This window comes from Streptomyces shaanxiensis, from assembly GCF_039537145.1.
GTDB lineage: Bacteria > Actinomycetota > Actinomycetes > Streptomycetales > Streptomycetaceae > Streptomyces > Streptomyces shaanxiensis.
On sequence record NZ_BAAAZY010000005.1, the window covers coordinates 203790 to 216706 of the forward strand.

At 71.9% G+C, this 12917-nt stretch carries 12 protein-coding genes and 2 pseudogenes; 6 read left to right on the forward strand and 8 right to left on the reverse strand.

Going from position 1 to position 12917, the window contains the following annotated elements; genetic code table 11:
* From ABD932_RS05775 to ABD932_RS05785, 3 genes are all read left to right on the forward strand, one after another.
* Positions 1 to 1094 (forward strand): helicase-associated domain-containing protein (locus ABD932_RS05775; protein WP_345009254.1); only part of this gene is annotated, 1094 nt, incomplete at its 5' end.
* A 195-nt stretch (positions 1095 to 1289) separates the two neighbouring features.
* Positions 1290 to 1418 carry a hypothetical protein gene (locus ABD932_RS05780; RefSeq protein WP_345009256.1) on the forward strand — a complete coding sequence of 43 codons (129 nt, stop codon included), beginning with the start codon at positions 1290 to 1292 and terminating at the stop codon, positions 1416 to 1418.
* An 84-nt stretch (positions 1419 to 1502) separates the two neighbouring features.
* On the forward strand, positions 1503 to 1730 hold the full coding sequence (locus ABD932_RS05785; RefSeq protein WP_345009258.1) for a hypothetical protein: 228 nt from the start codon (positions 1503 to 1505) through the stop codon (positions 1728 to 1730).
* Here the strand turns inward: ABD932_RS05785 and istB are convergent.
* Entirely contained in the window at positions 1708 to 2919 is a 1212-nt protein-coding gene (istB, locus tag ABD932_RS05790) for an IS21-like element helper ATPase IstB (protein ID WP_345009260.1), read from the reverse strand. The genes ABD932_RS05785 and istB overlap by 23 nt on opposite strands.
* Positions 2920 to 3050: 131 nt before the next feature.
* Here istB and ABD932_RS05795 point away from each other — a divergent pair, with 131 nt between their 5' ends.
* Entirely contained in the window at positions 3051 to 4694 is a 1644-nt protein-coding gene (locus ABD932_RS05795) for a DNA repair helicase XPB (RefSeq protein WP_345009262.1), read from the forward strand.
* Positions 4695 to 4714: 20 nt separating this feature from the next.
* Here the strand turns inward: ABD932_RS05795 and ABD932_RS05800 are convergent.
* A pseudogene (locus tag ABD932_RS05800) lies at positions 4715 to 5839 on the reverse strand (glycosyltransferase 87 family protein); the annotation flags it as partial.
* A gap of 16 nt (positions 5840 to 5855) precedes the next feature.
* Entirely contained in the window at positions 5856 to 6038 is a 183-nt protein-coding gene (locus ABD932_RS05805; protein ID WP_345009264.1) for a hypothetical protein, read from the reverse strand.
* 312 nt (positions 6039 to 6350) lie between these two features.
* Here ABD932_RS05805 and ABD932_RS05810 point away from each other — a divergent pair, with 312 nt between their 5' ends.
* Complete coding sequence (locus ABD932_RS05810) at positions 6351 to 8420, forward strand: HelD family protein (RefSeq protein WP_345009266.1); 2070 nt, start codon at positions 6351 to 6353, stop codon at positions 8418 to 8420.
* 45 nt (positions 8421 to 8465) lie between these two features.
* On the opposite strand, the gene ABD932_RS05815 is transcribed toward ABD932_RS05810, so the two are convergent.
* The 5 genes and pseudogenes from ABD932_RS05815 to ABD932_RS05835 all read right to left on the reverse strand — a co-directional run bounded on the left by ABD932_RS05815 (position 8466) and on the right by ABD932_RS05835 (position 12145).
* On the reverse strand, positions 8466 to 8750 hold the full coding sequence (locus ABD932_RS05815; RefSeq protein WP_345009268.1) for a hypothetical protein: 285 nt from the start codon (positions 8748 to 8750) through the stop codon (positions 8466 to 8468).
* A gap of 11 nt (positions 8751 to 8761) precedes the next feature.
* Positions 8762 to 10153: a hypothetical protein gene (locus ABD932_RS05820; RefSeq protein WP_345009270.1), complete on the reverse strand. Its 1392-nt coding sequence runs from the start codon at positions 10151 to 10153 to the stop codon at positions 8762 to 8764.
* Entirely contained in the window at positions 10150 to 10482 is a 333-nt protein-coding gene (locus ABD932_RS05825; protein ID WP_345009272.1) for a hypothetical protein, read from the reverse strand. Before ABD932_RS05825 ends, ABD932_RS05820 begins: the two co-directional genes overlap by 4 nt.
* Positions 10483 to 10629: 147 nt before the next feature.
* On the reverse strand, positions 10630 to 11325 hold the full coding sequence (locus ABD932_RS05830) for a copper homeostasis protein CutC (RefSeq protein WP_345009274.1): 696 nt from the start codon (positions 11323 to 11325) through the stop codon (positions 10630 to 10632).
* A gap of 113 nt (positions 11326 to 11438) precedes the next feature.
* Positions 11439 to 12145, reverse strand: a pseudogene (locus tag ABD932_RS05835) (maleylpyruvate isomerase family mycothiol-dependent enzyme).
* 82 nt (positions 12146 to 12227) lie between these two features.
* Between ABD932_RS05835 and ABD932_RS05840 the strand changes: the two are divergent.
* On the forward strand, positions 12228 to 12917 hold the full coding sequence (locus ABD932_RS05840) for an HD domain-containing protein (protein WP_345009276.1): 690 nt from the start codon (positions 12228 to 12230) through the stop codon (positions 12915 to 12917).

Below are 12917 nucleotides of genomic sequence, written 5' to 3' on the forward strand. Positions count from 1 at the left end.
ACGCCGGCCCCTCCCCCCACGGCCTTTCCGCATCGCCCCCGCCCGCCGACGCTCCCACCGGCCCCGGCGACAAGCTCCCGATCCACCACGAGCACCCCCGCCCCACCGCTCCCCCCGAGCCCCTCTCCCCCGCCGAACAGGCCACGGCCACCGCTGCCGCCGCGCGGCTCCTCACCCCGCTGCTCCCCGAGCCGCTCGACCACGTCCTGCTCCAGGCCGACCTCACGGCCGTGGCTCCGGGACCGCTGCAGCGGCCGCTCGCCGCCGTGCTGGACGTGCTCGCGGACGTGGAGTCGAAGGGCGGGGCGACGGTGTACCGGTTCACGCCCGGGTCGGTGCGCCGCGCACTGGACGCCGGGCGCAGCGCCTCCGACCTGCACGCCTTCCTCGCCGAGCACTCGCGTACGCCGGTGCCGCAGCCGCTGGCGTATCTGATCGACGACGTGGCCCGTAAGCACGGCCATCTGCGGGTGGGCGCGGCGTCGGCGTACGTCCGCTGCGACGACGACGCGATGCTGAACGAGATCCTCGCCGACAAGCGGGCCGCCGGCCTGCGCCTGCGTCGCCTCGCGCCGACGGTGCTCGCCGCCCAGGCCGACCCGGCCGCGCTGCTGGAGGGCCTGCGCGCGATGGGCTTCGCGCCGGCCGCCGAGTCGGCCGAGGGCGACGTCCTGATCACCCGCGCCGACGCCCACCGCACCCCGCCGCGCACGGCCCCCGCGCCGGTCCCGGACGGCCCGCCGACGCCGGACGCCACGCTGCTGGCGGCCGCGATCCGCGCCATCCGGGCGGGCGACCTGGCCTCCACGACACCGCGCAAGCCGAGCGCGAGCGCGGCTCCGGTGGCCGGCGGCGACCTGCCCCGGACCACCTCCGCCGAGACCCTCGCCACCATGCAGGCCGCCGTCCTGACCGGCGAGGCGCTGTGGATCGGGTACGTCAACGCCGAGGGCGCCGCGAGCCAGCGGGTGATCGCGCCGGTGCGGGTCGAGGGCGGGTTCGTGACGGCGTACGACCACACGGCGGACGAGGTGCGGACGTATCCGCTGCACCGGATCACCGGGGTGGCCGAGCTGGCGGACGACCAGATCTGAGCCCCGCTCCGAGACCGGGTCCGGTGGCCGTGGGCCACTCGTTCGGGCGTACGCGGCGTTCCATGTACGCCACGCCGGGTTTTTCCAACTCTTGAGGGACCTTCCGTATCTCTCCGCATCGCGCCGCGTGGCGCAGGGCAGCCACCCGGTGTCCTGATCACGCTCAAGTGAGCGCAACAGAGAGGTAGTTGTCCCATGCGCACAGCTCGTCGTCTGGCCACCGTCCTGGCCGCCGCGGCCCTGATGATGGGTGCCTTCACCACCCAGGCCGCAGCGATCGGCATCGACATCGCCGGGCTGGTCATCGAGACCCCGCAGATCTGACGCGACCGCAGCGCACCCATCGGGGCCGGTCCCGGCGTCCCAGGGCCGGCCCGCCCTCCGTACCGGAAAGGCCTCGAAGTCCCCATGCGTTCCAAGCGCCCCGTCCCCAGCCGTACCGGCGTCGCCGTCGCCGCCCTCGTCTCGGCGGCCGCGACGGTCGCCGTCCTCGCGCCCGCCGCCTCGGCGGCGCCCGCCGCCCTGCCGCTGCCCATCCCGGCAGCCGGGTCAGGAGGCGAGCCGCTCGTCAACATCGACGGGCACCTGATCGCCCAACCGCTGGTCAACAACCTCAATCTGCCCACGCTGAAGTAGCGCGGCGCATCCGGTAGCTGTCCCCGTCGATCCGTACGACCTCGGCGTGGTGGGCCAGCCGGTCCACCATCGCCGGCGCGGAGGGGCCGCCGAAGATCTCGTCCCAGCGGCCGAGCGGGCGGTCGCCCGTCACGATCAGGGAGGCCCGTTCGTAGCGGTGGGCGACCAGCTGGAAGAAGAGGGCGGTGGTCTCCGCGTCGAAGGGGGTGTAGCCGATCTCGTCGACGATCAGCACGGCGTGGTCGTCGAGCGCGGCCAGCTCCTGCGCGAGCCGCCCGGCGTCCCGTGCGCCGGCCAGCCGCGCGGCCCACTGGGCGGCGGACGCGAACAGCACCGAGTGCCCGGCCTGACAGGCGCGCACGCCGAGGCCGACGGCCAGGTGCGTCTTGCCGGTGCCGGGCGGGCCGACGAAGACCACGTTGCGGCCGGCGGCGACGAAGTCCAGCTTGCCGAGCCGGGCCACGGTCTCCCGGTCGAAGGAGCGCGGGTGCTCGGAGTCGAAGTCCTCCAGCAGCTTGCGGGCGGGGAATCCGGCGGCGCGCAACCGCTCCTCGGCGCTCGGCTCGTCCTCGCGCGACGCGGCCTGGGCCGGCACGAAGACCTTCTCGGCGGGCTCCTCGGGAGTGTGCTCGCGGTGCGCGTGCTGCCGCTCGGCCTGCGCGGCCATCGGCCCCGACATGTAGGCCAGGATCGCCGCCGAGGCGATGAACGCCATGTGGATCACCGTGCCCCACAGCAGTGAGTGGCGCGAGGTGTGGTGGACATCCACGAACATCTGGAGAAGATGGACGGAGGAGATGCCCACGATGGCGGTGGCTAGCTTGACCTTCAGCACGTTGGAGTTCACGTGCGAGAGCCATTCCGGCTGGTCGCGGTGGCCCTGCAGACCGATGCGCGAGACGAACGTCTCGTAGCCGCCCACGATCACCATGATCAGCAGATTGGCGATCATCACGACGTCGACCAGCTTCAGCACGGCGAGCATGACGTACGTCTCGGTCGCCTGCCCGGTCACACACCGGAGCACTAAGGTCCACAACTCGTTGAAGAACTTGTAGACGTACACCCCCTGAGCGGCCACCAGGCCGAAGTAGAGCGGGGCCTGCAGCCAGCGGGTGGCGAACAGGGCGTACCCGAGGGTGGTGGTCGTGGGCGACGGATCACTGCTGATGGGCTGCACGCTCGGCATTCTTCGCAGCTGCCGCCGTCCAGGTGAAAACCACGTCACTCACAAGAATGAAAAGACATCCTGTAGGACTCCGTAAAGGATCAGGCACACTGGACGTTTGGCCGGGTGGTCGAGCGGAAGGGCTGACGCACGTGAACGGACCACTGATCGTCCAATCGGACAAAACCCTGCTCCTGGAGGTCGATCACGAGCAGGCCGACGCGTGCCGTCGGGCGATCGCCCCGTTCGCGGAACTGGAGCGGGCACCCGAGCACATCCACACCTATCGGGTGACGCCGCTCGGGCTGTGGAACGCGCGCGCGGCCGGGCACGACGCCGAGCAGGTCGTCGACGCGCTGGTGACGTACAGCCGCTACCCCGTGCCGCACGCGCTGCTCGTCGACATCGCCGACACGATGGACCGGTACGGCCGCCTGACCCTCTCCAAGCACCCCACGCACGGCCTCGTGCTCACCACCACCGACCGCCCGGTCCTGGAGGAGGTGCTGCGCTCGAAGCGGGTCGCGCCGCTCGTCGGCGCCCGTCTCGACCCGGACACCGTCGCCGTGCACCCCTCCGAGCGCGGGCAGATCAAGCAGACGCTGCTGAAGCTGGGCTGGCCGGCCGAGGACCTCGCCGGGTACGTCGACGGCGAGGCGCACCCGATCGAGCTCCACGAGGACGGCTGGGCGCTCAGGCCGTATCAGAAGCAGGCCGTGGAGAACTTCTGGCACGGCGGCAGCGGGGTCGTGGTGCTGCCGTGCGGCGCCGGGAAGACGCTCGTCGGCGCCGGGTCCATGGCCCAGGCGAAGTCGACCACGCTCATCCTCGTCACCAACACCGTCTCGGCCCGGCAGTGGAAGCACGAGCTGGTGAAGCGGACGTCGCTGACCGAGGACGAGATCGGCGAGTACAGCGGGACGAAGAAGGAGATCCGGCCCGTCACCATCGCCACGTACCAGGTGCTGACGACGAAGCGGAAGGGCGTCTATCCGCACCTGGAGCTCTTCGACTCCCGCGACTGGGGCCTGATCCTCTACGACGAGGTGCACCTGCTGCCCGCGCCCGTCTTCAAGTTCACCGCCGATCTCCAGGCCCGGCGACGGCTCGGACTGACCGCGACCCTGGTCCGGGAGGACGGGCGTGAGTCGGACGTGTTCTCGCTGATCGGGCCGAAGCGTTTCGACGCCCCGTGGAAGGAGATCGAGGCGCAGGGCTACATCGCGCCCGCCGACTGCGTCGAGGTCCGGGTCAACCTCACCGACTCCGAGCGGCTCGCGTACGCCACCGCCGAGCAGGAGGAGAAGTACCGCTACTGCGCGACGACCGACACCAAGCGGAAGGTCACCGAGGCCATCGTCCGCCGGTTCGCCGGGCAGCAGATCCTGGTCATCGGCCAGTACATCGACCAGCTCGACGAACTGGGCGAGCACCTGAACGCCCCGGTCATCAAGGGCGAGACCTCCAACGCCCAGCGCGAGAAGCTCTTCGACGCCTTCCGGGAGGGCGAGATCAGCGTCCTCGTCGTGTCCAAGGTCGCGAACTTCTCCATCGACCTGCCGGAGGCCACGGTCGCCATCCAGGTCTCGGGCACCTTCGGCTCACGCCAGGAGGAGGCGCAGCGGCTGGGGCGGGTGCTCCGCCCGAAGGCCGACGGCCACCAGGCCCACTTCTACTCGGTCGTCGCCCGCGACACGATCGACCAGGACTTCGCCGCCCACCGCCAGCGCTTCCTGGCGGAGCAGGGGTACGCGTACCGGATCGTGGACGCGGACGAGATCCTCGCGGGGGAGTAGGCCGAGGGGAGGGCACAGGCGGCCGGGAAGGCGCAGGCGGCCAGGAGGGCGAGGCCCAGGAGCGGGTACGGGGCCGCCAACGGCTGCTGCCACCACGGCAGTCGAAGATCCAGATCGCCCTCGTGCGGAAGCAGCCACATCGTGCGGGCGGTGAAGAGCACGACGACCGCGCAGGCCAGTCGTGCACGGCCGTCCGCCAGGAGTACGGCGATCAGCGGGACGCACCACACCCAGTGATGCGACCAGCTGATCGGCGAGATCAGCAGCGCGGTGAGGGCCGTGCAGAGGATCGCGTGGCTCTGTCGGGTGGCCCGCGCGGTCAGCCACAGGCCCGTGAGCGCGACGGCCGCGCACGGCAGGGCCCAGGCCCAGACGCCCGGTGCCGGGTCGCCGAGGGCGCGGGCGATCAGGCCCCGCAGGGACTGGTTGTCGACGATCCATACCTTGCCCACACGGTCCGTCTCGTAGAGGCGGCGCGTCCAGTAGTCGAGGCTCGCGGCGGGCAGCGCCAGGGCACCGAGCCCGACGGTCCCCGCGAAGGCCGCCGTCCCCGCGAAGGCCGCCGTCGCCGTGCCCGCCTCTCTGCGCCGCCCGCGCAGCAGCAGGTACACGAGGAAGATCGCCGGGGTCAGCTTGATCCCGGCCGCGATGCCGATCGCGACGCCCTTGCCGGGAGCGCCGGCCGGGCGCACGAGGTCCCAGAGGATCAGGCAGGCCAGGGCGAGGTTGATCTGGCCGAAGAGGAGGGTCTGGAAGACCGGCTCCAGCCAGAGGGCCGGGGCCGTGGCGGCGCAGAGGGCGGGGAGGCCGAGGGTCAGGTTCGCGAGGCGGGCGGAGAGGTGGACCAGTACGGCCACCAGGAGCGCGTTGCCCGCCAGGAAGGCCGCTTTGAGGACGGCGACCGGGACCAGCGCCGCCGGGACGAAGAGGAGGGCCGCGAAGGGCGGGTAGGTCGCGGGGAGGTGCCACTCGGTGACCGTGAAGTCGTAGAGGTCGGCGCCGCCGCGGAGGACGGCTTCGCCCGACGCCCGGTAGACCAGCGCGTCGGCCATCGGGAGGCGCTGGGGGACGCAGAGGGTGGTGAGGGCGAGGAGGGAGACCGCCAGAAGGCAGTAGGGAGTTGCGGAGTGTGATCGGCGGGTCACGCGGTGACCCTAGGCGTCACTTGTGGCGGACGCCCGCTTCCTCGCCGTACTCACCGAGGATGATCACGTCGAAGGCCGCACCTGCGAACACCTTGACGGCACGCAGGGCTTCGCCGATGCGATGACGGTGGTGACTCCCCTGAAGCGCTGTGGCTCCGCGGGGGCCCACGGGGGCTGGATGGATGGTTGCTGCGCTCATGTCTCCATGATGGGTTCGCAGCCCCGAAGACCGCATCGGTCTGCGGTGCCAAGCCGCGTACTGCCTCCGTACACCTCGGGACGGACCCCTTACCCCCGGGGAGGAGGGCCCCGTCCCCTAGGGGGCGGAACCGATCGGCACCGACGGGTCGGAAAATGCGTTGGCATCCGACGTCGGCGCTCACCTAAAATCTCCGCTCTTGCCCGCCTCCGTTCACGGAGCGCCGCTGCCCGGACGGAAACCGGGCGGCATCGCAGCGCCACACATCGCAGCGCCACCCGTCTCACTCGTAGGCCCTCCGGAGGCACCCCCTTGTCCACGCCCGTCGACGACCCCCTCGACCCGCTCGGCACCCTCGACCCGCTCTCCCGAGAGCGCTCCCACCTCGCCGGCTCGCGCGCCGCCCTGCGCGCCATGCGGGAGGACGTCGAGTCCCTCGACATCAGCGACGTCACCGCGAACTGGGTCAACGCCGAAGTCCTCGCGCATCAGATCGACCTGCGCATCAAGGCCCTGGCCGACCTCAGCGACACCCCGCTGTTCTTCGGCCGGCTCGACTACCTGCATGCGCCCGGCGCCGAGGAGGCGGAAGGCGCAGAGGGGGAACGCTTCTACATCGGGCGGCGGCATGTGCACGACGCCGACGGCGACCCGATGGTGATCGACTGGCGGGCACCGGTGTCCCAGCCGTTCTACCGGGCCTCGAAGAAGAGCCCGATGGACATCGCGCTGCGCCGCCGCTTCGGTTACACGGGCGGCGACCTCACGGCGTACGAGGACGAGCACCTCTCCGACCCCGCCGAGGCCGCCCGGACCAGCAAGCTGCTCCAGCAGGAGATCGAGCGCCCGCGCGTCGGCCCGATGCGGGACATCGTGGCGACGATCCAGCCGGAGCAGGACGAGATCGTCCGGTCCGGGCTCGGCGGCACCGTCTGTGTCCAGGGCGGCCCCGGTACCGGCAAGACGGCGGTGGGCCTGCACCGGGTCGCGTACCTGCTGTACGCCCACCGCGAGCGGCTCGCCCGCACCGGCACGCTCGTCATCGGGCCGAACAAGTCCTTCCTGCACTACATCGAGCAGGTACTCCCGGCGCTGGGCGAGTTGACGGTCCGCCAGGCGACGGTGGACGACCTGGTCGCGCACGTCGAGGTGCGCGGCACGGACGAGGCGGCCGCCGCGGTGGTCAAGGGCGACGCGAGGATGGCGGAGGTGCTGCGGCGGGCGGTCTACTCGCACGTGACCATGCCGACGGAGGCGGTGGTCGTCGTCCGGGGATCACGGCGGTGGCGCGTCCCGGCGTACGAGGTCGAGGAGATCGTCCGCGAGTTGCTCGCCCGCGACATCCGCTACGGCGCCGCCCGCGAGGCCCTCCCGCAGCGCATCGCGCACGCCGTGCTGGTGCAGATGGAACGGTCCGGCGAGGCGCCGGACGACCGGGTGCAGGACGCGGTGGCCCGCAACAGCGCGGTGAAGGCGGCCGTCAAGGTGATCTGGCCGCCGGTCGACCCGGCGAAACTGGTGCTCCGGCTGCTGTCGGACGCCGACTTCCTCGCCGTACACGCGGACGGGGTCCTCGACGAGGACGAGCAGAAGACCATCCTGTGGGCGAAGCCCGCGCGGTCGGTGAAGTCCGCCAAGTGGGCCGCCGCGGACGCGGTGCTGATCGACGAGGCGAACGACATCGTCGCGCGCACCCCCTCCCTCGGCCATGTCGTCCTCGACGAGGCGCAGGACCTCTCCCCCATGCAGTACCGGGCGGTGGGCCGCCGCTGCACGACCGGTTCGGCGACGGTCCTCGGCGACCTGGCGCAGGGCACGACCCCCTGGGCGACCCGGAGCTGGGACGAGGCGCTGGCCCACCTCGGCAAGTCGGACGGCGTCATCGAGGAACTGACGGCCGGCTTCCGCGTCCCGACGGACGTCATCACCTACGCCTCCCGCCTCCTCCCGCACATCGCGCCGGGCCTGACGCCGGTGGCGTCGATCCGGGAGAACCCGGGGTTCTTCGAGGTCCGTACGGCGTCGGGGGCGGCCGAAGTCGTCGCCGCGTGCCGGGAGTTGCTCGGCAACGAGGGGTCGGTGGGCCTGATCGCCGCGGATGCGCGCATCCCGGAGCTCTCAGCGGCGCTGACCACGGCGGGCATCACCTGCTTGGCCCCCGGCGAGGAGACGACACAGGACACCCGTCTGACGCTGGTCCCGGCGTCGCTCGCGAAGGGCCTGGAGTACGACTATGTGGTCCTGGACGAGCCCCAGGCGGTGGTGGACGGCGAGCCGGACGAGCGGACCGGGCTCCGCCGGTTGTACGTCGCCCTGACGCGGGCCGTGTCGGGGCTGATCGTGGTGCATGGGGCGCCGTTGCCGGCTCAGCTGGGCGGCTGACGGGGTGCTGGTGAGCTTCGCCGCCGGGTGCGGGAGCCACCGCGGCTACCAGGCGTCGTACGCCACGTCCAGGTACAGATAGCGGACCACCGCGAGCGCCGACAGTCCGAGTGGCAGCAGGTACCACCCCCGCCTGAGCCATCCGGCGGTGACGGTCGGCCAGGTGAGCAGCAGGGCGAGCCCTCCGGTGCAGGCACCCAGGAGGGCACAGGTCCCCGCGCTGTCCAGGGTGTCGCGGTCCAGGCGGTACTGCGGCATGAAGTAGTAGGCCAGGGCCACCAGGCACAGCGCCAGGCCGTTGAGCGCCACCAGCACGGCGGCGCTCGCCATCGCACGTTTCCTCACCGCAGTGCCCGCCCCGCTTCGGCGCGGTGCGCCTCGAAGTCGTCGGCGTACGCCTGCGCCTGCTCGCCCTGGTAGTACGGACCGCCGTTGTAGCGGGCGGCCAGCTCGCGATACTGAGCTGCCGTCATCCGGTCGGCCGGCACATCGGCGAACTCACTCTCCGCCTTGAGATTCGCCAGGTACTTCGAGGCGATGAACAGGTTCTGCGCCGGGTCCTTCAGCGCCCCGCGGATCTCGTCGCGCTGGTCCTCGCTCAGCCGGTCCGGGTCGTAGCCCAGCACCTCCGCCGCACGCCGGATCTGCACGGCCATGGGACCGTACGAGGTGTTGTCCCGGTCGCCCGCCAGCGGCCCCGGCAGATTGTCGGGGACAACCGGGCTCGCCCATCCCTCCGCCGCCTCCCGGACGGTCTCCGTGACGCTGTCCAGGACGTACGGCTTGCCGCCGACCTCCTTCCACGCGATCCCCGCGATCATGTCCGGGGGCAGGCCGGTCTGCTGGGCCGCCGCGTTGATCAGCTCCTTGTTGTCGCCGATCCACCGGTCCCGGCCGCCGAACTCGTCCAGCAGCCAGAGGCTGTCGCCCTCCGGCAGGCTCTTGAGCTGGTTGCGGATGTCCTGCAGAGCGGGCGAGACGCGAGCGTCGCCGGCGCCGGGGAACGGGTTCTTGCGCAGGTCGCCGCCCGGCAGCCGGGTGTCGTCGTCCATCCTGGCGGCCTGGGCCGCCTCCTCGATCATGGGGGCGATCCAGCCGATGACGTCCTGACCGTCCTTGAAGTCGCCGCCCCGGAAGTCCGGCAGGTCGGCGTACGCCGTCTGCAGCCGCCCCAGGCAGTCCCGGCGTGCGTTCTCCTCAAGGGTCCGGGCACGGGAGAAGGCCGCCTCCGCCGCGCTGTACTCGCGCTCGGCGTCCTCCCGGATGGAGTCCGCGTCCACCCCTATCTCGGCGATCCAGTCGAGGAACCCCGTGGTCTCACGGATGTCCTCCCACCGCCGCATCGGTTCGGCGGCCTGCGCGGTACGGGTGATGGCCGTCGCCACCGAGGCGACCAACGCATCGAGGCGCGCCTCGTGGTGGATGCCGGTCTCCAGGTGCTGCTTGGCGTCCGTCACCGCGTCCGCGTATCCGAGCAGGGCGTTGCGCGCCTTCCCGAAGCCGTCGGACAGCCCTCGGACCAGGGAGGCGACCTGCACCAACCGCTCGTCGTAGGACTCCCGGTGCACGCTCTCCCACCGGGTGCCGTCCTTCGCCCGTTTCACCGGGTCCTCGACGGAGTCCAGCAGATCCCGCATGCGGGTGAACTCCTGGGCGTTGCGCTCGATCAGCGCGGGGTTGCAGTCCTCCAGGAACTCCACATCGGCGTGGTACGTCATGGCGGTCTCGGTCACCGGTCCTTCGGGGCCACAAATCGGCCGTCAGTGAGAATGCGGTCCAGGTCGGCCTGGACCGTGCCGTTCACCTGTACATACGCCGAACCCGTGGCACGCAGTTTCGTGGACAGCGCGGTCAGCAGGGTCACCAGGTCCTGGTACTGGTCGTCCGCGAAGCGCGCGAACTCGTCGACCTTCCGGCCGACTTCGGGATGCGAGCGGGGTGCGCGCGCCATCGTGCCGGCGTCTCCGTCGAGGCGGCCCGCATGGAGCAGGGACGCGATCTCGAGCAACAGGTGCGCGCTGCCGTCGATCGACGGCGTTTCAGCCGAGAATCCACTTGTCATCCGCAAATTGTGACAAGGCCATGCCACGCCCGTCCAGAAGGCGCCGACCCGGCGATACCGGTACCCGCGCGAGCCGGCACCCTTCACGGCCGGGAAGCAGTTCCCCGCGCCCCCAAGGGCGTTGCAGCCGGCCTTGGCGCCGCCCGCCTACGCCACCCCGTCCAGCACAGCCCGCCACTCCGCCACGGCCTCGACGGACACCGGGCCGTCCCACCCCCCGGGCCTCGCCGCCCCACCGATGTGAAACGCGTCGATCCCGGCGGCCAGCAGCCCCGGCACATGGTCGAGCCGCAGCCCGCCTCCCACCAGAATCCGCTGCTCGTACCCGGGCTCCCCACCCCGTGCCGCCTCCGCGAGCAACGTGGGAAGCCCGTCGTCCACGCCCGCCGCCGAACCGGCCGTGAGGTACGTGTCCAGTCCCGGCATCCCGTCCAGCTGCTTGCGCAGCGCGTCCCGGTCGGCGGACCGGTCGATGGCGCGGTGGAAGGTCCAGCGGCAGCCGTCCAGCGCGCCCACCACCCGCTCGACGGCCGCGAGGTCCAGCCCCCCGTCGGCATCGAGGAACCCGAGCACGAACTCGTCGGCCCCGGCGCCCCGCATCTCGCGAACCGTCCGGACCAGCCGGTCGACATCCCCGGCCCCGAAGCCGTCCGCGAGCCGCAGCATCACGCGCAGGTCGATGCCGACGGCGGCGCGGATCCCGGCGAAGGTCTCGACCGGCGGGGTCAGCCCGTCGGCCGCCATGTCGGTGACCAGTTCGAGCCGATCCGCACCCCCGGCCTGGGCGGCGACCGCGTCCTCGACCCCGAGGGCGATCACCTCCAGGACTGCACGCTTGCTCATGGGACCCCATTCCTCGGCATTCGACGGCGGCTACAGGTCTAGTCCAATCCCAGGGTACGGGTTGGAGAAGCCGTCGCGGAGGAGGCCCACCCACTTGGCGCGAATCGCGCGGGTCACCCGAAGATGTTCAGCTCCCTCGCCTCCGCTCCCGCCAGCTCGTACGACGCCCCCTCCGCCGGCCGCCCCGCACAGAGCCGTACGAGGGTGGCGGCGTCGCCGATGTAGCGCGCGGGCGGACGTGGGGCCGTCGGCTCGCCCAGGCGCAGGGGCTCGTCGACGTCGTCCAGGTCGGCGTGGAGCGGGATGTGCCGCCGCTCCCGGGTCAGCCGGACCAGCAGCCGCAGCGCATCCGGCAGACCGGCCCCGGCATACGCCCCCGGCTCCCCCAGCACCTCTCGTACATCACCGGCGTGCACCCTCCCCCACTGCCTCAAAGGCGTGGGGGGACCCCCATCCCGAGCGCGATGCCGTCCAGCGCCCCGCCCGCCTTGGCGATCACCGGGCCGGCCTCGGTCATCCCGCGCTCCAGCTCGTCGACGACCCGCGCGTTGGTCCAGTCGGCCCGCTCGGCGATGTCGCGGTCGTTGGACTCGGGCGAGAACACGCCCTCCTCGAAGCGGTGCTCCACGACCCGCATCAACGCGGCCGAACAGTGCGCCAGCACATCCCGCACCGACCACCCCGGACACGCGACGGTGGGCAGCGCGAAGTCGGCGTCCGACCGCGCGCGCAGCAACGGAACCAGTGCGTCCCGCTCGACGACCAGCAACCGTCCCGGCAGCTCGGGATCCCGTACGTCGTGCACGTCAGCAGAAGTCATGGTCCCCACGCTAGGTGGCTCGGCGCGCGCCCGGGAGAACACCGACGCGCCGGCGACCGAACCCACCCGCCACAATGACGCCATGGCCGATCTCGACGCCCTGCGCACCCGCTTCGCCCAAGCCCTGACCGCAGCCCGCTCCTCCGCCGCATCCGCCGCATCCGCCGCATCCGCCGCATCCGCCACCACCGAACCGGCCCCCGACCCGGCCCCGTACGCCGACAACCTCCTCACCCGCTGGCAGGAGCCGCAGCGCCACTACCACACGCTCACCCACCTCACCGCGGTCCTGGACCGCGTCGACGAGCTGGCCGAGCACGCCGACGATCCGGACGCCGTGCGCCTCGCCGCCTGGTTCCACGACGCCGTGTACCTGCCCGACCGGTCGGAGAACGAGGAGCGCTCCGCCCGTCTCGCCGAACGCGCCCTCCCGGAGGCCGGTGTCCCCGCGGAGCGGACCGCCGAGGTGGCCCGTCTCGTCCGCCTCACCACCACCCACGCCCCGGCGCCGGACGACCGCAACGGCCAGGTCCTGTGCGACGCTGACCTCGCGATTCTCGCCGCGCCGCCCTCCACGTACGCCGCCTACACGGCCGCCGTCCGCGAGGAGTACCACTTCGTGCCGAACGACGCCTTCCGCGAGGGCCGCGCCACGATCCTGCGCCAACTCCTCGCCCTGCCAAGCCTGTTCAGCACCCCGCACGGGAAGCAGGCGTGGGAGGCCACCGCCCGCTACAACCTCGCCGGCGAGCTGGAAATGCTGTCGCCGTGA